Genomic DNA, 20,317 nt, shown 5'->3' with positions numbered 1-20,317 from the left:
TATATAACCCAAAGATAAAAAAATCTTAATTCAATCGTGCATCGAATTAAGATTTTTATAATGATTATTTAATGTTATGCTTTATGCCTCTGTAGGAACTTCAGGGCCTGATTTTTCAAATGGCCTTTTACCAAAAATTTCCTCAAGGTCATCTTTAAAAATAACTTCTTTTTCTATCAGTATATCAGCAAGTTTAAGAAGCTTATCCCTGTTATCATTGAGGATGCTGATTGCTCTTTGGTATTGTTCCTCAATAAGTGAAGAAATTTCCTTATCTATCATATTGGCAGTTTCCTCTGAGTAGGGTTTTGAGAAATTATATTCGCTTTGCCCTGATGAGTCGTAATAGGTTATATTACCCAGCTTATCGTTAAGTCCGTAAATAGTAACCATGGCTCGCGCCTGTTTTGTTACTTTTTCAAGGTCGCTTAATGCCCCGGTTGAAATTTTGTCGAAAATAACTTTTTCGGCAGCGCGCCCTCCCATAGTGGCACACATTTCATCAAGCATTTGCTCCGGCCTTACAATAAGCCTTTCTTCCGGCAGGTACCATGCAGCACCCAGGCTTTGCCCGCGCGGCACAATTGTAACTTTTACCAGTGGCGCAGCATGTTCCAGCATCCAGCTTATGGTAGCGTGTCCTGCTTCGTGAACGGCAATTGCTTTTTTCTCCTCTTTTGAAATTATTTTGTTTTTCTTTTCAAGTCCGCCTACAATCCTATCAACTGCATCAAGGAAATCCTGTTTGTCAACAGATTTTTTGTCCTTTCTTGCAGCAATAAGTGCAGCTTCGTTACAAACATTGGCAATATCTGCCCCGCTAAAGCCAGGGGTTTGCTTCGCCAGGAAGTCAGTATCAAGGTCTTCCGATTTTTTCAGTGGTTTCAGGTGTACTTCAAAAATCTCCTTACGCTCGCGGATGTCCGGCAGGTCAACATAAATTTGCCTGTCAAAACGGCCTGCACGCATCAGTGCTTTGTCAAGCACGTCGGCACGGTTGGTGGCAGCAAGTACAATAACATTTGTATTTGTGCCGAAACCATCCATTTCTGTCAATAGTTGGTTAAGCGTATTTTCACGCTCATCATTTGAACCCGAAAAATTATTTTTACCCCTTGCACGGCCCACAGCATCAATTTCATCGATAAATATAATTGCCGGCGATTTTTCTTTTGCCTGCTTAAACAGGTCGCGCACCCTTGAGGCACCTACACCCACAAACATTTCAACAAAATCAGAACCCGAAAGCGAGAAGAAAGGTACTTTTGCCTCGCCGGCCACTGCCTTTGCAAGAAGTGTTTTACCTGTTCCCGGAGGGCCAACAAGCAATGCACCTTTAGGTATTTTACCACCAATGCTGGTATATTTTTCAGGGTTTTTAAGGAATTCAACTATTTCCTGTATTTCCTCTTTAGCACCCTCAAGCCCGGCCACATCTTTAAAAGTAACCTTTATATCGTTTTTTTCATCAAACAGTTTCGCTTTTGATTTACCAATGTTAAATATTTGGCCGCCCCCTCCGGCAGCGCCGCCCCCGGCCATCCTGCGCATCATAAAAATCCATAATGCCACAAGTACAATAATAGGCAGCAGGGTTATAAGCAGGTCGCCCCACATACTTTCTGGCTCGGCAGAATAATCGCTCAGTTTCCCTTCGCGCCTTGCTTCTTCCAGCTTTTGAGTAAATACTTCGTTTTTATCACCAGTAATAACTGTGTAATGAGGGCCCTTGTTCGGCTTGCCAAACAGGTCTTCCCTTACATTTTTATGCTCTTCGGTTTTAAGTGCATCCTGCTTAAGGTAAACTTCGGCCGAAGTTTTGCCATAAATTACCTTATCTACCTGCCCACTGTCAAGATAACTGTAAAAATTGGAAAGCGATGTAGGTTTTGGGTCATGCCACGCAGAGCCTCCTGCAACAAAATTTATAGCAAGGAAGATAAGCAGTATTCCACCATATATAAGCCAGGGGCTTACTTTTAATTTGTTTTTATTTTCTTTTGACATGAATGCTTAAATTAATAATTGTTTCCAATTGATGTTATTTTGGCATCACCCCACAGGCTTTCTATGTTGTAATACTCCCTAACGTGCTTTTGAAATACATGAACAACTATGTTTACGTAGTCCATAAGCACCCACTCGCCGTTTTCTGTACCTTCCACATGCCACGGCTTGTCTTTTAACTCCCTGGAAACTGTTTTTTGTATTGAGTGAACTATGGCGTTCACCTGTGTATTGGAAGTACCGTTGCAAATTACAAAATAATCGCATACGGTGTTATCTATTGCCCTTAAGTCAAGAATATCAATATCATTACCTTTTACTTCTTCAATTCCTTTGATGATATTTGCCAGTAAATCATCGTTACTTACACTTTTTTTCGCCATTTAAATTTTATATATATCGCAAAGTTATCATTTTTTGTATTTAATTTTGAAACTTAACACAAGATTAAAAACACTTTATTTATTAATGAATATTATCAAACTCAGTGCCATTAACTCTACTAATGATTACCTTAAGCAATTATACAATACACGCCATGTGGAAAACTTTACTGTTGTATTAGCCGAGGAACAGACACAGGGCAGGGGACAGCGAGGGGCAAGCTGGGTTGCTGAGGCAGGTAAAAACCTTACGTTTAGTGTTTTAATAAAAGATTTACTGTTAGATATTAAGGAAATTTTTACACTTAATGCTGCTGTAGCAATAAGTATAACAGAGGCTCTTGATAGCTATAAAATTCCTTCGCTTTGCATTAAGTGGCCTAACGACATTTTGTCAGGAAACAGGAAAATAGGAGGTATTTTAATTGAAAACAGTATAAAGAACGACGGAGAAATTTTTTCGGTGGTTGGGATTGGCTTAAATATTAATCAAACGGATTTCGCCGGACTGCCCAAAGCCTCATCGCTTTCTGTTACAACAGGAAGAGAATATGATAAGGAAGAAATTTTTCTTGGAGTTGCCGAAAAGATAAAGCGCAATATATCGCGCCTGCAGAATAAGGATAAGGAGATAATTTGGAATAAATATCATGCAAAGCTTTATAAAAAAGGCGTGCCCATGACTTTTGAAAAAAATAACATCAAATTCATGGGTATTATACAGGGTGTAACCCATGCAGGGAATCTTCAGGTTCAACTTGAAGATGAAAGCACCGCAGAGTTTGGACTTAAAGAAATACAGATGTTATATTAAAAGAGTTTGAAGATTAATTTAATCTTCAAACTCTTCATCTTCCTCATTATCAAAATCGTTTATAAGAAAATCAATAACCAGCTCAATAGTATTCCCTTCTTCATCAACTCCCCAGTAGGCAGGGTAATATCCATCTCCCCAGCCGGAAGCAAACATTATAACATTATTATCCGATTCTTTATCAGGATGATGGTCATTCCAATCGCCCAACTCACGTGAAAACTGGTTTTTACCTGAATACTGCCTGAATTCTTCAGCAAGCACTTCGTCATAATAATTGGCTTCGGGGTCTTTGTCCTGCACTTCATCCATTTTCGCAATAAGTGATGCGTTGGTTTCTGCATCTAAAAAGCAGGCAAGCCCGGACTCGACAGGAAAACCGTAAAATTCATCTTCGCTAAGTTCATCAAGTTCCTCCTGTGTAAGGTCTTCGGTTACCGCAAGCATCCACTTTGTTGCATTTTCGGGCCTGAATTTAATTTTTGCGTAAGCAACCCTGTGATGTAGCTGATCAATTTCAGCCATATAAATAAATACAGGATATTTATCCGGCTCAACCGACCTTGCAAATGGCTGCTGGCCTTCCGTAAAAAAAGGGTCGGCTGCTATAATTTTGCCCGTTGGCAGGTTTACATCGCCTATATGTATCTCAACCAGTTCCTGAAAATTCATTTCATTTTCAAGGTCATAATAAAACTCAAAGTCTTTTGGGTCTTTCATAGCTTTCTGTTTTGTGCTTTTACAAGTATGAAAGTTACAAAAAGTATTTATTACAGCAGTTGTTTTACCAATAATTTAACCCGAATATACTCCTGCGGCCTATAATTGATATTGCTCCTGCAAAGTTTTACCAAGCATGGCTTTTACTCTTCTTCTATAGTGTGTGATTTGGAGTAAATCCCCCATTTTTCTATGCAGTCCTGCATATCTTCCGGTAAATCAGTATCAAATCGTAAAAACTCCCTGGTTACAGGATGCTCAAATCCAAGTGTTTTAGCATGTAGTGCCTGGCGTGGTAATATTTTAAAGCAGTTTTCTATAAACTGTTTGTATTTACTGAAAGTAGTACCTTTTAAAATAGCATCGCCACCATAGCGTGCATCATTAAATAAGGTGTGTCCTATGTATTTCATATGCACCCTTATCTGGTGCGTGCGTCCTGTTTCCAGCTTGCAGGAAACAAGTGTAACATACCCAAAACGCTCCAGTACCTTATAGTGTGTTACGGCATGCTTACCCTGGCTTCCATCAGGAAATACAGCCATTTGCATACGGTCTTTAATATGGCGCCCAATATGCCCTTCAACTGTGCCTTCATCTTCCTGTACATTGCCCCATACAAGCGCAATATACTCCCTTTCTGATGTTTTATCGGCAAACTGTTTTGTAAGATGGGCCATGGCCTGCTCTGTTTTGGCAACAACCAAAAGCCCTGATGTGTCTTTATCTATACGGTGCACAAGCCCCGGCCTTTCACTGCTGTTTAAAGGCAGGTTTTCAAAATGATAGGCAAGCGCGTTAACCAGTGTGCCGCTATAGTTGCCATGCCCGGGATGCACAACCATGCCCGGCTCTTTGTTTACCACCAGTAACTGGTCATCTTCATAAACTACATTTAGCGGAATGTTTTCAGGCTCTAAAAGGTATTCAAATGGCGGGTGTGAAAGCAGCACACGCACCACATCATTGGCCTTAACTTTGTAATTGGATTTTACAGGCACATCGTTAACATAAATATTACCTGCAGCAGCAGCCTGTTGTATTTTATTGCGAGTGGCATTTTCCACAAGGTTCATAAGGAATTTATCAACCCGTAATGGCGACTGTCCTTTGCCTGCTTCAAACCGGTAGTGCTCATATAATTCATCATCCGGCTCCTGCTCAATAATCATATTACTCATCTACTGTTTCGGTTTCCGGTGTTTCGGCATTATCAGTACCCTCATCATCTATATAGGCAGTTTTGCCGTCTCCCAATACAAGGTCTATTTTAGAGGCTTTTTTTACCTTGTCGCCACCTTTTAGTTTTTTGCCGTTTTGCCACATTTCCAGTACTACATCTTTAGCAAGGTACGGCTTATAGGTAATTTTGCCTTCCTCCAGCCCTGCACCTTTAAGTGTAGGTATGGCAGCCCTGTATGTTTTTTGTATCAGGTCAGGAAGGGTTATATCATTATAACCTCCTGAATTTACTTTAACATATACTTTGCGGTTTTCCTTTACGGTTACATTAGGAAGAGGGTCCTGCTGTACTATGGTATATGGAGGAAAGTCAGCTTTAAAATCAACAGTATCAAGCACCAAATACTCTAAATCTATTGCCTCGAGAGTTTCCGCTGCTTTCTCAACAGTCATTTTACTAAGATTGGGTACAGGTATTTCCTGCCCGTGGTTGGTTGTACTGCCAAGCCATTTCAGCAATCCGAAAATTATAACAATAGTTATTACCAGTGCTATTGCAAGCTGTTTAAAGAATACTTTGCTGGTTAAAAATTTTTTTAGGCTCATTTACTGCTTAATTTTGGCAAAGATATAAATAATACCAAACTTTATAAGTTTGGACAAATAATGATATTTTTGTGTTAATAAACTAACGCAGTCCAATGAAAAATGTTGCCATAATAATGGGAGGGTATTCCAGCGAGTACCAAATATCCTTATCCAGCGGAAATGTAGTGTACAGTTATCTGGATAAATCAAAATATAATCCTTACAGGATACATATACTTAAAGAAAAGTGGGTAATGGTTGACGATGAGGGCAATGAATATCCTGTAAACAGGCACGATTTTTCGGTGGACCAGGATGGTACTATAATAACTTTTGATGTGGTTTTTAATGCAATACATGGTACACCCGGGGAAGATGGCTTAATGCAGGCATACCTTGAATTATTAGGAATACCGCAAACATCCTGCGGTTTTTACCAGGCAGCGTTAACTTTTAATAAGCGCGACCTGCTTTCGGTTTTAAAGCCTTATGGCATAAAAACAGCCATCTCACATTATATAAATTATGGCGATGTAATTAATGAGGACGAAATACTTGAAAAAGTTGGCCTGCCTTGTTTTGTGAAGCCTAATAAATCAGGCTCCAGCTTCGGCATAAGTAAGGTAAAGGAGAAAGCAGAATTTATGCCTGCCATTGAAAAAGCCTTTAAAGAAGACAGCGAAATATTGGTGGAAAGCTTCCTTGATGGTACTGAAGTATCTGTAGGGGTTATCAACTATAAAGGAAAGGTAACCGTACTGCCTGTTACCGAAATAGTATCGGAAAATGATTTTTTTGATTATGATGCCAAGTATCTTGGTAAATCGCAGGAAATAACCCCCGCCCGTATCAGTATTGAAATGCAGGAGAAGGTAATGGAAATTGCAAAATGTGTTTATGAACTGCTTAATATGGAAGGTTTTTCAAGAAGTGAATACATATTGGTAAAAGGCGAACCACATTTATTAGAAATTAATACAGTACCGGGGCTTATAACAGCCAGTATATTACCGCAACAGGCAAATGAAGCGGGAATAAGTATGCCTGAGCTTTTTGATAATGCCATCCAGTTAGCTTTGGCAAAAAAACAATAGTATGAAAACAGCAGTTTTTCCGGGATCTTTTGATCCTATTACCTTGGGGCACTATGATATTATAAAAAGAGGGGTAAAACTTTTTGATAAGGTTATTATAGCCATAGGCGTTAATGCCGAAAAAAAATACATGTTCCCTTTAGAGCAGCGCCAGCAGTTTATTGAGGATGCTTTTAAAAATGAGCCGAAAGTTGAAGTTATTACTTATGAAGGGCTTACTATAGACCTGTGTAAAAAAGTAGGTGCAGGGTTCATTTTACGCGGGCTAAGAAACCCGGCAGACTTTGAGTTTGAAAAAGCTATAGCCCACACCAACAGGGAATTATCAAAAATTGAAACGGTATTTTTACTCACTGCTGCAAAAACATCCTATATTAGTTCCAGCATAGTGAGGGATGTTTTACGCAATGGCGGCGATTATACAATACTTGTCCCTGACTCGGTAAGGGTAAAGTGATTAAAATGAAATTAAAATTATATCCCCGTCAATATGCGCTGCTTTCCTTTAGCTTTATTGCATTTACAATAATTGGTACAATAAGCCACGAGCTTGGTCATGCATTTATAGCTAAATATCTAGTGGGATATGAGGTTAATGTTTCTTATGCATCAATTAACTATAAAGTAACCGAATTAGATGAATATACTGCCAGATATAATAGAGATAAAAAATATATTGAAGCTGAAACCGATTCTCATCAAAAAAACTCTTTTCTGGAATATAGAAACAATATTGGTGAACAAATTAGTAAGAACAGATTTTACATTTTGCTGGGAGGCCCCATACAAACTACAATTACAGGTACAATAGGAATACTTTTATTATGGTTTAACAGAAAAAAAATATTAAAGAATAAATACTTAAATTTTTTTGAATGGCTAGCAGTATTCTTCAGCTTCTTTTGGTCTAGACAGGTGTTCAATTTTTTAATTTTTATCTCTCAGACTATTATTGGAGCACAAAACTTTCATAACGATGAGTTTAAAATATCAAATTACCTAAATCTATCCGATTGGTTAGTAGGCTTTATTACATTTCTTATAGGGCTAATCCTTTTATTTTGGGTAACTTTTGTAATTATTCCGGCAAATATTAGGTTGACATTTATATTTTTAGGAATTACAGGCTCTACTTTAGGTTGGATTATTTGGATGCACTGGTTAGGACCTAATTTATTGCCCTAATTTCGCTTCCACTTTTTCAAACAGTAATTTTATATTTTCATACGAATTGGTCAGTGCCTGTTGTATTTCTTCCGGGTTAAGCCAGGCCACCTTTTCAATACCCTCGTTTTCCTGCCCGGTAAGCTTTCCGCTGTAACTTGTTTTCATTTCATACCAGGTTGTAATTTTAAGTTTATACTGTCCGCCCCGTTTAAAAACATGGTATGTTTTAGGTAATTTTTTTACAATTTTAAGGCCTGTTACACCGGTTTCCTCCTCCACTTCGCGTATGGCTGTTTCTTCCATGTCCTCTCCTTTTTCAGTACCGCCTTTAGGTAAATCCCATTTGCCGTTCCTAAAAATAAAAAGTACCTCCCCCTGCTTGTTATATACAAGCCCGCCGCCTGCCTTTACCACAGGTATTTTTTCCTTTAGTTTTTTCAGCATCTCCTTTTCATCAGGGTGGTATAAAAAGGCTTTGCCTACTTTGTTGTTAAACATTTTTATAATGAGCTGCTCTATATCCACGCCTTCCAGTAAAAACATCTGGAAATCGGTTTCTTTTTCAACCTGGTTGGTTAAAAAAAGCGGCTTATCGTTTACAAAAACTTTATACATTTGCAATATGATTATTAATACAGACACCGCCAAGAAGACAGCCGAATTGCTTTTACAAATAAACGCAATTAAATTAAATCCCAAAAATCCTTTTACATGGGCTTCAGGGTGGAAATCGCCTATATATTGTGATAACCGAATTACGCTGTCATTCCCTCCTATAAGGAATTATATACGGGAGGAGTTTGCCCGCTTTATTGAAAAGCAATATGGCAAACCCGATGTAATAGCCGGTGTTGCAACGGGGGCAATAGGCATTGGTATGCTGGTTGCCGAATATATGGGGCTGCCATTTGTTTATGTGCGTCCTGAGCCTAAAAAGCACGGCAGGCAAAACCAGGTGGAAGGCTTTTTGCAAAAAGGGCAGAATGTAGTGGTGGTGGAAGACCTTATCAGTACAGGTAAAAGCAGCCTTATGGCTGTTGAAGCGCTTAAAGGTGCCGGCGCCAAAGTAAAAGGTATGGTGGCAATATTTACCTACGGCTTTGATGTTGCAGCCGAAAATTTTAAAAAGGAAAAGGTAGAATTGCATACCCTTGGAAATTATGAGGTTTTACTGGATTTTGCCACAGCCAAACAATATATAACCGAGGAGGAACAGGAAGCCCTTAAGGAATGGCGAAAAAGCCCTGAAACCTGGGGAGCACCATCGCCTACTATTACACAGGGAGGAGAACATAACCCATTATATTAATATTACATGAATTTAGAGAGCCAGAAAGTAAGAGTTGAAAAGCCTGCACAATATATTTTTGAAGCTTTATCTGATGTAAGGAATTTTGAAAAGCTTATGCCGGATAACATTGCCAAGTTTGAGGTAACCGGTGATGATTCCTTTATTTTTGCATTAAAAGGGATGCCTGAAATTAAACTGAAAATGAAAGAGAAAAACCCTTTCAGCAAGCTGGTATTGGGTGCTGCAAGCGATAAGCTGCCATTTTCGCTTACAGGCAAAATTGATGAAGCAGGCGATAATGCAAGCGAGGTACAGCTTTTTTTTGAAGGGCAGTTTAATGCAATGATGGCTATGATGGTAAAAGGGCCTATAAGTAAATTTATAGAAACGCTTGCCGGCAATATGCATAAGCTATAATAGTCCTTATAAGTTAAATTTTAAGCCTTTTGGAAGTTTCTGAAAGGCTTTTTATATTTTTATGCAAACTATAAACTGTTTATGAAAAAAATAACAGCAATATTTTTCCTGCTTATTGCAATAGTAACAACAGCCCAGGAACAGCAAAAACTTAAGCAGAACCTGCTTTTACAGGCCGATGAAATGGGCAAAGCGTTTATTGCGAAAGATTATGCTGCCTTTGCCAGCTTTACACATCCTGACCTGTTGAAAAAATTTGGAGGTACTCAAAAAATGGCTGATATAATCCGCTACAGTTTTTCGCAGATTGAAAACGTAAAATTTATAGATGTTACTTTTGCGCAGCCTTCTGAAATAATAAATGTTGAAGGGGAACTGCAATGCACTGTACCCCAAATGATAGAAATGGAGGCTGACGGGCAGCAAGTTACAGCCAATACTACTATTATTGCTATTTCACGGGATAATGGTAAAACATGGTCTTTTACCGATACAGCAGGTCAAAATATACAGGCGTTACAGGCTACAATACCTAACCTTAGCCCCCAGCTTAATATACCTGAAATCCAGGAGCCTGTATTTAACGAAGCCCCTGTAAAAAACAGGTAGTAAAAAAAAGAGTAGTAATTATTCACTTACACCTTTAGCAAGCTTTGCCCTGGTTTTACTTAAAAACTCGGCTGATATACCCAGGTAGGATGCAATATAGTGCTGTGCCACCCGTTGCGGCAGGGTAGGGTACTGCTCTAAAAAATCAAGGTATTTATCCATGGCGGTTTTGGATATAGTACTGAAAAGCCTGTTTTGGGTAACAGTAAGATGCCGTTGCAACAATATGCGGAAAGCGCGTTCAAACCTTGGAGCCCTGGCAAAAAGTTCTTCTTTGCTTTCAGGGGTAAATGTTAAAAATTCGCTGTCTTCCAGTGTTTCTATAAATATCCTGCTGGGCTTGTCCTCATATATACTAAAAGATATATCACTAACCCACGCATCCTCAATGGCAAATTGAAGAATGACCTCAAAGCCGTTTTCATCAATATAATATTTACGCACACAGCCTTTTACCACAAAAGCTTCAAAATTGCACATTTCGCCCTCATGCAGCATTACAGTTTTTTTGGGTACCTGCCTGTATTCCAGCAAGGAATTGAATACATCCAGCTCCTCTTTGGAAAAACTGACATAACGGCTGATGCTTTCATTTATCTGTACAAATTTATCCATAGCGTTATTTTTGTTCCTCCAGCCCAAGCGACTGCCTTATTAATTGTTCAAAAAACGGACTTGCAGGATAAGGCATATTAGAATTTATCAATTGCCCCTCCGGATTTATAAATATAAATCTTGGTATGCTTACAAGGTTATAATCTTTACTGAATTGTTTATTATTGCTAACGTGAAGCTGTAATACCGATTCAGATTTGGTTTTAGCCTCTATTACCCAAGCATCAATCCTTTCATCTGTACTAAGGGCAACAAACTGTATAGGCTGCTTTTTATATTTAATAGCAAATTTCTCGAAATAAGGCGACTGGTATTTGCAGGGGCCGCACCAGGTGGCCCACACATCAATAACCACAAATTTGCCTTTTAGGTCGGCCAGGTTAAAGGGTTCATTATTTAAAGTAATGGCATCAAATAAAGGGGCAGGCTGCCCTTTGCTCAGGTTTTCAATAGTTTTCCTGTTATTAAGTACAAGCATTTTGTACCTGTCATCTTTAAAATTGTTGGAATATTGCGAAACCAGGCTATCCCTTTCCTGTTTTGTTGAAGCTTCTTCAAGGCTTTTATTTAGCTGGTAATACAGCATTTTATCCCTGAAGGATCCTTGCTCCATTTTATTGATAGCCTGTATTGATTTGGTATTTTCGTCAATATCATCATCATTGGCGGCAACAAGTTGAGATGTTATATAATTAAAGTATTTTTCATCGCTAAGCAGGCTTTCATCATTTAACGGAACAATTTTTTTCATTTCCTTAATGCCTGCCGTTTCCTCAGTTTTTTGTTCGGGGAATAATACAGCACGTTTTTTAACCAGTTCGTTCCAAAGGTTAAGGTAATCTATAGTGAGGAGCTTCTTATTTTTCTTTATAAAATCTTCCCTGGGTATATAGTTATCCACAGTTTTAAATTTATCCGATTCATCCATTGCCTCATTCCATTCATCAACAATCTGTTTTGTAATAAATGTTGGGTCTTCAAGAAAATCATTCCTTTCAATATAGTAACTGGCCATACTCCAGGATGCCTCATTTTGATTATTATAACTGTTTTCGGCAAGGCGTGTGCCTGTTATTTTTGTTCTTGAAGAGTTTTTGTAGCTTTTAAGCACAAGATAAATACTGTCTTTTGTGCCCATAATTACCGGTACATTAATTGTCCCGTCAAATATCAGTTCATATTTGTCAAGAGGCATTTCTTCTTTTATCTCATAATTAAAATTATTATTGGTAACAGGTATTATTGCCAGGGTATCGCGAATGAATAAATCGCGTACATAAATTTTTTCCATTTTTTTATCGCCTTCAATCTTGCCGCTGATTATGGTTTTGGTATAACGGGGCATAACATTGGGCTGTAAGGTATAAGCCAGCAGCCCGCCAAAAACCAATAGTACGGCAGCAAGCATGGCAAACCTTTTTGCATTTCCAAAAAATGCCCATTTCAATTTTTTGTATTTATACCATTTAAAGCCAATGTATAGGGTTATTATACTGCAAAGAACACTCACTGCTTCCGAATAGGTAAGCCAGTAACCTAATTCACTACCTTCTTTATATGTTGAGGTTTTATTTAGCAGCTCTAAAGGATACCAATCGGGTGTAACATTAAAAGCCTTAAGGAAAATAAACAGCAGCAGCAGGAAAAAGCCGATGAGTATTGACCAGATAAAGCTTGGCATTATTACTGAAATAATATACTGGAATGCTGTAAAAAACAATCCTGCCAGGAGCAGGCGGGCAACAATTAAGATTAGTTTGCCGAATTCAAAATTAGTAGTGGCCGACTCCGGTATGTCTTTAATAAAAGTAAGAATCCAGGCACAGAGGTAACCTACTACAATAAGTGCTGAAATTGCTATAATATTAGCCAAAAGCACAACTGTAAATTTTGAAAAATATATAGATGTTTTTCTTACGGGCTGTGTTTCCATAAGCTGCCAGCCGCCGTTTTTATGGTCAAGCTGTGTAATACGGCTTACAATAATTATAATCAGCAGCGGAAAGAAAAAACCTGCAAAAGGCTCAAGGCAGTTTTCAATATAATCAGTATAATAATTTTTAGGTATGGCATTGGGAAATTTCATACTCTCAAAAGAGGAAACAATCAGGTATATAATAGGCGAAACTGCCCCAAGTATTAATGCCAGCAGGTAAAAGCCCGTACCTTTTTTCTTTATATGTTCAGCCTTAAGGGCGGTGGTAAAATTCTGCATTTTATTTTGTGTTGGTTGTTGTTTTTTATTTGATAAGAGCCATAAACCATTCCTCAAGGCCATCCAGTATTTTTATTTCATATATATCGGCTTCTTGCTCCACAAGTTTTTTTGCAAAACCGGGTATGGCTTCCCTGTTTTCAAGTTCTATTATTATCTGCGACTGGCTTTCCAGTTTTGCCGTATCATTTTCTGCAGCCAGTTGGGTATGCCATTGCGATGCGTTTTTTAAAGTAACCTGTATTTTGCATGCACCTGATTGTTTAGATAAATCTTCAATTGTGCCTTCAAACTTTAATTTGCCGTGGCTTATAATACCCACATGGGTACACATCCGTTCAATCTCTGCCAGTAGGTGGCTTGATACAAATATGGTAATTCCTTTTTCTTTATTCAGTTTAACCAAAAGTTGTCGTATGTCGCGCATGCCGTTGGGGTCAAGCCCGTTAACCGGCTCATCCAGCAAAAGCAATTCGGGTTCGCTAAGCAGGGCCATGGCAATAGCCAGGCGTTGCTTCATCCCCAGGGAATATTGCTTAACCTTCCTTTTAGCATCGCGGGAAAGGTCAACCAGTTCAAGTACTTCATCAATCCTTTGGTGTGGCACATTGCGCAGTGTGGCAATATATTTAAGGTTATTATAACCGCTAAGATGCAGGTAAAGTGCAGGGCTTTCCACCAGCGAGCCTATATTTTCAAAAACCTGCGGCAGTTGATTTTTTAAAGGCTTGCCAAAAATATATATGGAGTCATCCTGTTGCGGCAATATGCCTGTAAGCAGCCGCATGGTAGTTGACTTTCCTGCTCCGTTTGGCCCCAAAAAACCATATATGGAACCTTTGGGGATATTTAATGAAATGTTTTCCAGTACCTTACGGTGTTTAGAAAATTTAAAATTGAGTGACTGGGTTTGAATAATATATTCAGCCATTATATTATTTATTGGTTGGTTAAAGTGCTAATATATAAAAATACACGTTGCGGATGTGCTATCGGCTTAGTACTTTTGAAGATATAAACAGTTAATACATGAAAATTATTATATCGCCTGCAAAATCACTTGATTTTGAAACTAAACTGCCAACCCGTAAATATTCACAGCCTGTTTTTTTAGATAAGGCAGAGGTAATACATGATGCTGTTAAAGAGAAATCGCCAGCTGAATTGCGTGAGTTAATGGATATATCAGACAAACTTGCCGAACTGAACTGGCAGCGCAACCAGGAATGGAAAACGCCTTTTACACCAAAAAATGCACGACCGGCCATTTATGCTTTTAACGGAGATGTTTATACCGGCTTTGATGCTTATACACTACCTGTTGCCAAACTTAACAGGTTGCAGGACAGCCTTCGTATACTTTCAGGGTTATACGGGCTGCTAAAACCATTAGACCTTATACAGCCTTACAGGCTGGAAATGGGTACACAACTGCGTGTGGGCAATAATAAAAACCTGTATGAATTTTGGAAGGAAAATATAACAAAAAAATTGAATGAGGAACTGGAAGAGGGGGAGTTGTTTATTAATCTTGCCAGCAAGGAATATTTTGATGCTGTGGATGCAAAAGAACTAAAAGTACCTGTAATTACTCCCGAGTTTAAAGACTATAAAGACGGCAAGCTGCGTATGGTAAGTTTTTTTGCCAAGAAAGCAAGGGGGATGATGGTGCGGTATATTATGGATAAAAATATTAAAACTCTTAACGGTATCAAGGGATTTAATTATGATGGTTATAGCTTTGATACTAAATTATCAAAAGGGAATAAGCTGGTTTTTACCCGATAATAAAAAGCCTGCCTTAATAAGGCAGGCTTTTTTAAATTAAAGCTTTAATGCATTGCTTCGCTCATGTCCACTTTTCCTTTACCGCGTTTTACAAGCAATATAAAGGGTATGCATAACAGGAACAGTACACCCAGGTACATAAATACATCCATGTAAGATAATATAGTAGCCTGCTTGGTAACTGAAAAATCAAGCACTTGGTATGCCTTATTCAGAGCTTCATTGGCACTGAATCCTTTTGCCACAAAACCCTGCTGTAATTGCTGCACGCGCTGTTGTACCTCAAAACTGCTTTTGCTAAGGTTGGAAACAAGATTAACCCTGTGTTCCTGACCAAAACGCGCAATAAATGTAGTGATTATTGCAATACCAAATGAACCACCCAACTGGCGCATCATTCCTGTAAAGGCCGCACCTTCGCCAATACTTTTGCCCTTAAGGGTAGAAAGTGAAAGAGTAGTGATAGGTACAAATAATAACCCTAATCCTATACCGCGAAGTATCAGCGGCCAAAACATGTGTTCTTCGCCCGTGTCATTGGTTATGATATTGTGCATCCAGAAGGTAAAGAAAAAGAATATCATAAAACCAAGTGCCACCATATAGGTTTGAGGCACGCCTTTTTGTATAAGCCTGCCAATAATCGGCATCATAAAAGCAGTTGTTAATGAGCTTGGTATAAGCAGCAAACCTGTATCTGTAGCTGTCCATCCTAAAATAGACTGTGTATATATTGGCACTATAAACGTTGAACCATACAGGCCAAAGCCAAGTATAAAGCACATTATTGTGCCAATACGCAGGTTGCTGTCTTTTAGTACGCTTAGGTTTACTATAGGGTGTTTATAAGTCATTTCGCGCCATATAAATGCCAAAAGCCCGAATACTGTTACTACACTAAGTGTTACAATTAAAGGGTCTTCAAACCAGTCGTCCTGCTGGCCATGTTCCAGCACAAACTGCAGCGAACCTATAAACGAAGCCAGGAAAACGATACCCCACCAGTCAACCTGGTTTGCCTTGAGTTTTTCGCCATATTTAGGGCTGCGCACATAAATAAGTGTCAGGAATGTGGCAATAATGCCAATAGGTATATTAATATAAAAAATATACGGCCAGGAAAAATTATCTACTATATAACCTCCCAGCGGGGGGCCTAATGTAGGCCCTACAATAACGCCCATTCCATAAATAGCCTGTGCCATACCACGTTTTTCGGCAGGGTAGCTTTCGGTAATAATGGTTTGTGCCGTTACCAGTAGCGCTCCGCCACCCATGCCCTGTATAAAGCGGAATATTACCAGTTCCCATATATTAACGGCGTTACCGCATAGAAATGATGAAACCGTAAATATAATTATAGATGCGGCAAAATAGTTCCTTCGCCCAAACTGCTGCGACAGCCAGCTTGTCATGGGTATTACAATTACATTGGCTATGGCATAGGCTGTAATAACCCATGCCACATCGGTAAGCGTGGCACCCAGGCTGCCCCGCATGTCGTTAAGGGCTACGTTAACAATGGTAGTATCTACAATTTCCAGCAGGGCACAAAGTACCGCAGTTACGGTTATTATAACCCGCCGGAAACCATATTCCACCAAATTATCATCCTGTGTTACTGTTGCTGCCATATTATTTCAGGTGAACATCTACTTCCACATTCATACCCGGGCGAAGCAGCTTCACTTTTTCTTTATCATTATTTTCGGTTAGGGATATTTTTACCGGCAGCCTTTGTACTGTTTTCACAAAGTTTCCTGTGGCATTATCAGGAGGCAGTAGTGAAAAACGTGCCCCGGTAGCAGGGGAGAAGGAGGTGATAACACCTTCAAACTCTGTATCCGGGTAGGCATCTGCCTTGATGCTTACTTTTTGCCCTTCCCTCATTTTATTCAATTGTGTTTCCTTAAAATTAGCCACAACCCATGCCTCCTCATTATTTATGATATAAAATAGCGACTGTCCCGGCTGTACCAGTTGCCCCGGCTGTATATCTATAGTGGAAACCTGTCCGTTTACAGAGGCTGTAACTACAGTATAGGCAAGATTTAGCTTTGCCGCTTCGAGTGCCGCTTCCACCTTTTTGATATTGGCGGCGGCTATTTCGGTTTGTTTGCCTGTTACGTTAGAACGTGAAAGGCTGGCAGCTCTTTGCGACCTGCTTGCTGCTTCCGCCTGCTGTAAAACCTTAAGCTGGGCTTCTGCTTCCTGTTTTGCTGCCTGAGCCTGCTCAAATTGCTGTTTTGTAATAGAGTGGTTTTTATAAAGGTTTTGGAAACGTTCAAAATCATTGGTAGCCCTCCATAACCTTACCTTTGCAGCTTCAATATTGCCCCTTGACGAAAGCACGTTTGCTTCGGATACCGAAATATTTGCCTGTGCACCACCTATATCTGCCTTTGCAGCTTCATAACTTCCTTCGGCGGCGGCAAGTGCAGCCTTAGCTTCCTCTACACGCACTACATAATCTTTATCATCTATTACAAAAAGCGTATCGCCTTTTTTTACAAAGTCATTATCCTTTACATACACTTTGGTTACATAGCCCGTTACGCGGGGTATTATGGGGCTCATGTTCTTTTCAACCTGCGCATCATCTGTTGTTTCATGGGCAAGTGAGTGCATATATTTGTAGGTTCCGTAAACAGCACCTATAACTACAAGTGTTATCAGTATAAAAAGAAACTTCTTATTTGTTTTTTTCTTTTCCATTGTAAATTATTTGTTTTGGGTAAGGTTGAATGAATTGGTTAATTTTCCCGAAGCATTTAAAAGCTCATAGTAACGCTGGGTTATATCAGCTTTGGAAAAAGCTTCATTTAACTTTGCCTGCAATTGTTGCACATCTGCTTCAAGCAGGTCATTGGTATCTACAAGCCCGTTATCATATTTGTCTTTTACAATCCTGTAATTTTCATTGGCCTGCTGTACAGCCTGTGTATATACCTTATCCTGCTTTATGGCAAGGTTATAGTTTTCCAGCGCTTCCTGAACCTGTATTTTAACCCTGTCGGTAAGCAGTTCAACTGCCTGCCTTGTTTCTTCGGCACGGCTTTGCGCAGCCTTTACTTTTTTACTGTTTTTAAAAATATTCGAAATATCATAGGAAACCCCTACACCAAAATTTACAGCGTTATAAACCTGTGCCACATTTTGTATATCAAGGGCAACATAGCCGGCCATTAACTGAACGGAAGGGTAATAATCTGCACGGGCTACCTTAATATTGGCTTCCGATGCTTTTTGCTGCCAGCGTAGTGCTTCAAGGTCGGTGCGTTGTGCAATAGCCTCGCCTTCACTAATAGCAGGGGTAATAGTTTCCGATTTTTTAAAATAAGCACTGTCCGGTATAATGCGTATATTTTGCGGCAGCTTTAATAGTGTAGCCAGTTGAAAGCTGAGGGTAGAAACCCTTCTCTTTGCATCTTCCAGCGACAGTTCAATATTGGATGACTGAAGTTGTGCCTTTAATAAATCGTTGCGCGCTAAAAGCCCGTTTTGCTCCATTGCCGTAAAATCAGTTACACGCTGGTTGGCACTTTTAAGGTTTTCCTGTATCAGCTTAACCGATTCCTGTGCCTTATATAAGTTAACATACAGCATGATGGTCTGCAGTGCAACCTGCTCTTTTGTATTTAGCGCATTAAAGGTTTCGGCTTTATGGATGTCTTCCGAAGACTCAATATTATTTTTTAGCCTGAAACCTGAGAATACCGGCAGCCCAAAGCTGGCCTGCCCAAGCATAACCTGGTTAACCTCAGGTGATGCAGTAGCTGTTTCACCTCCATCGGATGAACTGCCTCCATCGCCTGTAGGCAGCCTTAATTTTACAACCGGGCTTGTAAGCCTTTGGTATTGCCCTGATAATTTAAAATCAGGATAGCGGTTGTTTTTTACATTGTCAACATCAAGGCCCGATGTTACAACTTTGGTTTCTGCAAGCCCTGCTTCAGTGCTTTGTGTAACTGCCAGGTTGATAGCCTCGTCCAAAGACAGCGTTTTCTTTTCCTGAGCCTGTAGGGCAAAGCAGGAAAAGAAAAGCAGGCCGGCCGGCAGCAAATGTTTAATTTCCATGTACTAAAAGTGCTTTAATAGTTTGTTTAATATGATTTACTACTTCATTTTTTAAATAGTTTTCGTAGGCTTCTTCGCTTTCCAGGCCTAAAAGGTCAATAAAAAATATCTTGTTGTTATGAAAGTGAAGAAAGGTTCCTATAATGGTAGGCGGTATCATGGGGATATTAATACCTTTTTTAAATATTCCCTGTTGCTGCCCTTCTTCAATTATTTGCTGCAGATAAGACAGGTTCTTTTTTTTAACCTTTGTAAAGGTTTTTATATCCAGTATTCTTTTTTTATTGGCAAGTTCTGTATGTACAATCTGGTACACACATTTATTGCGATTAATGCGGTGTATGTATAAGTCTATAAACCTGTCAATTTTCTCCATAGGGGAGAGGGTTTCATCAAGGATGTTATCAAGCTGTACCTTAAGGTCGGAAGTACGGTATACAACTAGTGCATCCAGTAACTTTTCCTTAGAGCCAAAATAATAGGATATCATTGCTATATTGATATTGGCCTGTTTTGCAATATCCCTTACAGAGGTGCCATCAAAACCATTTTCTGCAAACAGTTTTTCGGCAGCCTGTAATATCTCAATTTGCTTCTCATTAAACTCTGTCATCTGTTTTATAATTTGCGCAAACAAAATTAAACAATTGTTTAAATTAAACGTTTGTTTAATTTAAATTTAACAGAAAACGTTTGAGAAAACAGCTATAGAATATATCTATTGTATTTAATTATATTAATTAAAATCAAATACTTATGGTATTAAATATAAAGTTTTTATTTAATATTGATCCAGTTGTTAAGAATGTGTTTCCCATTAGGGGTGAGTATTGATTCAGGGTGAAACTGAACACCTTTTATATCTAATTCTTTATGGCGGATAGACATTATATTGCCTGCTTCATCAGTTGAGGTAACCTCTAAAACATCGGGTAAAGTATCCTGATTAACACTCCAGCTATGGTACCTGCCTACTGAAAATTTATTGCCTAGCCCTGAAAAAAGTGTTTCATCCGCAGCGGTTATTTTTATTGTTGCAGCCACACCGTGATACACAGTTTTAAGGTTGATTAATGATCCGCCAAATACTTCAGCTATAGCCTGCTGCCCCAGGCAGATACCTAATATGCTTTTATGGGTACACGCTTTTAAAACCGGTAAAAGATTTCCTGCTTCTGAAGGGATGCCCGGACCTGGAGAAAGGAGTATTTTGGTATAATTTTCAGTGTCTTCAATAGTTACTTCATTATTGCGCAAAACAGTTACTTCGCAATCCAGTGCTTCAAGGTAATGCACAAGGTTATAAGTAAAGCTGTCGTAATTATCAATTACAAGTATTTGATTCTTCAT

The 20,317-nt window shown here is 39.0% G+C and carries 22 protein-coding genes; 8 read left to right on the top strand and 14 right to left on the bottom strand.

The annotated features are described in order from the left end of the window. Positions 1-81: 81 nt before the first annotated feature. Both ftsH and rsfS read right to left on the bottom strand, forming a co-directional pair. The gene (gene ftsH / locus GSF09_RS09950) at positions 82-2,007 is read right to left on the bottom strand and encodes an ATP-dependent zinc metalloprotease FtsH (protein WP_159800907.1); all 1,926 of its coding nucleotides are present in this window, start codon (positions 2,005-2,007) and stop codon (positions 82-84) included. A gap of 11 nt (positions 2,008-2,018) precedes the next feature. Continuing rightward, positions 2,019-2,390, bottom strand: a complete 372-nt coding sequence (gene rsfS, locus GSF09_RS09945; RefSeq protein ID WP_159800905.1) for a ribosome silencing factor — start codon at positions 2,388-2,390, stop codon at positions 2,019-2,021. An 85-nt stretch (positions 2,391-2,475) separates the two neighbouring features. Between rsfS and GSF09_RS09940 the strand changes: the two genes are divergently transcribed. Then, the gene (locus GSF09_RS09940) at positions 2,476-3,204 is read left to right on the top strand and encodes a biotin--[acetyl-CoA-carboxylase] ligase (RefSeq protein ID WP_159800903.1); all 729 of its coding nucleotides are present in this window, start codon (positions 2,476-2,478) and stop codon (positions 3,202-3,204) included. 18 nt (positions 3,205-3,222) lie between these two features. Here the strand turns inward: GSF09_RS09940 and GSF09_RS09935 are convergent, their stop codons facing one another. The 3 genes from GSF09_RS09935 to GSF09_RS09925 form a co-directional block, all read right to left on the bottom strand. Further along, positions 3,223-3,924: a DUF4241 domain-containing protein gene (locus GSF09_RS09935; RefSeq protein WP_159800901.1), complete on the bottom strand. Its 702-nt coding sequence runs from the start codon at positions 3,922-3,924 to the stop codon at positions 3,223-3,225. A 143-nt stretch (positions 3,925-4,067) separates the two neighbouring features. Beyond that, positions 4,068-5,105, bottom strand: coding sequence for an RluA family pseudouridine synthase (locus GSF09_RS09930; RefSeq protein WP_159800899.1), 1,038 nt, complete (start codon positions 5,103-5,105; stop codon positions 4,068-4,070). Continuing rightward, positions 5,098-5,712: a PASTA domain-containing protein gene (locus tag GSF09_RS09925; RefSeq protein WP_159800896.1), complete on the bottom strand. Its 615-nt coding sequence runs from the start codon at positions 5,710-5,712 to the stop codon at positions 5,098-5,100. Before GSF09_RS09925 ends, GSF09_RS09930 begins: the two co-directional genes overlap by 8 nt. Positions 5,713-5,807: 95 nt before the next feature. Between GSF09_RS09925 and GSF09_RS09920 the strand changes: the two genes are divergently transcribed. The 3 genes from GSF09_RS09920 to GSF09_RS09910 are packed head-to-tail and all read left to right on the top strand — an operon-like array spanning position 5,808 to position 7,973. Continuing rightward, a complete protein-coding gene (locus tag GSF09_RS09920) occupies positions 5,808-6,788 on the top strand; it encodes a D-alanine--D-alanine ligase (RefSeq protein ID WP_159800894.1) in 981 nt (326 codons plus the stop codon). Position 6,789: 1 nt separating this feature from the next. Beyond that, positions 6,790-7,245, top strand: coding sequence for a pantetheine-phosphate adenylyltransferase (gene coaD / locus GSF09_RS09915; protein ID WP_159800892.1), 456 nt, complete (start codon positions 6,790-6,792; stop codon positions 7,243-7,245). A 5-nt stretch (positions 7,246-7,250) separates the two neighbouring features. Beyond that, positions 7,251-7,973, top strand: coding sequence for a hypothetical protein (locus GSF09_RS09910; RefSeq protein WP_159800890.1), 723 nt, complete (start codon positions 7,251-7,253; stop codon positions 7,971-7,973). On the opposite strand, the gene GSF09_RS09905 is transcribed toward GSF09_RS09910, so the two are convergent. Next, positions 7,962-8,570 carry an NUDIX hydrolase gene (locus GSF09_RS09905; protein WP_159800888.1) on the bottom strand — a complete coding sequence of 203 codons (609 nt, stop codon included), beginning with the start codon at positions 8,568-8,570 and terminating at the stop codon, positions 7,962-7,964. The two genes, GSF09_RS09910 and GSF09_RS09905, sit on opposite strands and share 12 nt — an antisense overlap. A 7-nt stretch (positions 8,571-8,577) precedes the next feature. On the opposite strand from GSF09_RS09905, the gene pyrE reads away from it, so the two are divergent. The 3 genes from pyrE to GSF09_RS09890 all read left to right on the top strand — a co-directional run bounded on the left by pyrE (position 8,578) and on the right by GSF09_RS09890 (position 10,272). Beyond that, positions 8,578-9,264: an orotate phosphoribosyltransferase gene (pyrE, locus tag GSF09_RS09900; RefSeq protein ID WP_159800885.1), complete on the top strand. Its 687-nt coding sequence runs from the start codon at positions 8,578-8,580 to the stop codon at positions 9,262-9,264. Positions 9,265-9,270: 6 nt separating this feature from the next. Continuing rightward, positions 9,271-9,663, top strand: coding sequence for an SRPBCC family protein (locus GSF09_RS09895; protein ID WP_159800883.1), 393 nt, complete (start codon positions 9,271-9,273; stop codon positions 9,661-9,663). Positions 9,664-9,744: 81 nt separating this feature from the next. Further along, positions 9,745-10,272: a hypothetical protein gene (locus GSF09_RS09890; RefSeq protein ID WP_159800881.1), complete on the top strand. Its 528-nt coding sequence runs from the start codon at positions 9,745-9,747 to the stop codon at positions 10,270-10,272. Between the two features lie 18 nt (positions 10,273-10,290). On the opposite strand, the gene GSF09_RS09885 is transcribed toward GSF09_RS09890, so the two are convergent. From GSF09_RS09885 to GSF09_RS09875, 3 genes are read right to left on the bottom strand one after another with little or no spacing between them, the layout of a single operon-like run. Beyond that, the gene (locus tag GSF09_RS09885; protein ID WP_159800879.1) at positions 10,291-10,887 is read right to left on the bottom strand and encodes a Crp/Fnr family transcriptional regulator; all 597 of its coding nucleotides are present in this window, start codon (positions 10,885-10,887) and stop codon (positions 10,291-10,293) included. 4 nt (positions 10,888-10,891) lie between these two features. Then, the gene (locus GSF09_RS09880; RefSeq protein WP_159800877.1) at positions 10,892-13,102 is read right to left on the bottom strand and encodes a redoxin family protein; all 2,211 of its coding nucleotides are present in this window, start codon (positions 13,100-13,102) and stop codon (positions 10,892-10,894) included. A gap of 25 nt (positions 13,103-13,127) precedes the next feature. Continuing rightward, the gene (locus GSF09_RS09875; protein ID WP_159800875.1) at positions 13,128-14,033 is read right to left on the bottom strand and encodes an ABC transporter ATP-binding protein; all 906 of its coding nucleotides are present in this window, start codon (positions 14,031-14,033) and stop codon (positions 13,128-13,130) included. Positions 14,034-14,131: 98 nt separating this feature from the next. Between GSF09_RS09875 and yaaA the strand changes: the two genes are divergently transcribed. Next, the gene (yaaA, locus tag GSF09_RS09870) at positions 14,132-14,890 is read left to right on the top strand and encodes a peroxide stress protein YaaA (protein WP_159800873.1); all 759 of its coding nucleotides are present in this window, start codon (positions 14,132-14,134) and stop codon (positions 14,888-14,890) included. 44 nt (positions 14,891-14,934) lie between these two features. Here yaaA and GSF09_RS09865 read toward each other — a convergent pair whose 3' ends face one another. The 5 genes from GSF09_RS09865 to GSF09_RS09845 all read right to left on the bottom strand — a co-directional run bounded on the left by GSF09_RS09865 (position 14,935) and on the right by GSF09_RS09845 (position 20,317). Beyond that, on the bottom strand, positions 14,935-16,524 hold the full coding sequence (locus GSF09_RS09865) for an MDR family MFS transporter (protein WP_159800871.1): 1,590 nt from the start codon (positions 16,522-16,524) through the stop codon (positions 14,935-14,937). Position 16,525: 1 nt separating this feature from the next. Continuing rightward, entirely contained in the window at positions 16,526-17,605 is a 1,080-nt protein-coding gene (locus GSF09_RS09860; RefSeq protein ID WP_159800869.1) for an HlyD family secretion protein, read from the bottom strand. A gap of 6 nt (positions 17,606-17,611) precedes the next feature. Then, on the bottom strand, positions 17,612-18,967 hold the full coding sequence (locus GSF09_RS09855; protein ID WP_159800867.1) for a TolC family protein: 1,356 nt from the start codon (positions 18,965-18,967) through the stop codon (positions 17,612-17,614). Continuing rightward, a complete protein-coding gene (locus GSF09_RS09850; protein ID WP_159800865.1) occupies positions 18,957-19,580 on the bottom strand; it encodes a TetR/AcrR family transcriptional regulator in 624 nt (207 codons plus the stop codon). Before GSF09_RS09850 ends, GSF09_RS09855 begins: the two co-directional genes overlap by 11 nt. A gap of 164 nt (positions 19,581-19,744) precedes the next feature. After that, entirely contained in the window at positions 19,745-20,317 is a 573-nt protein-coding gene (locus GSF09_RS09845; protein ID WP_159800863.1) for an aminodeoxychorismate/anthranilate synthase component II, read from the bottom strand.

Origin of the sequence: Flavobacterium sp. MK4S-17 (assembly GCF_009848495.1) — a bacterium.
GTDB lineage: Bacteria > Bacteroidota > Bacteroidia > Flavobacteriales > Flavobacteriaceae > Flavobacterium.
This window is presented reverse-complemented; position numbering and strand designations above follow the sequence as displayed.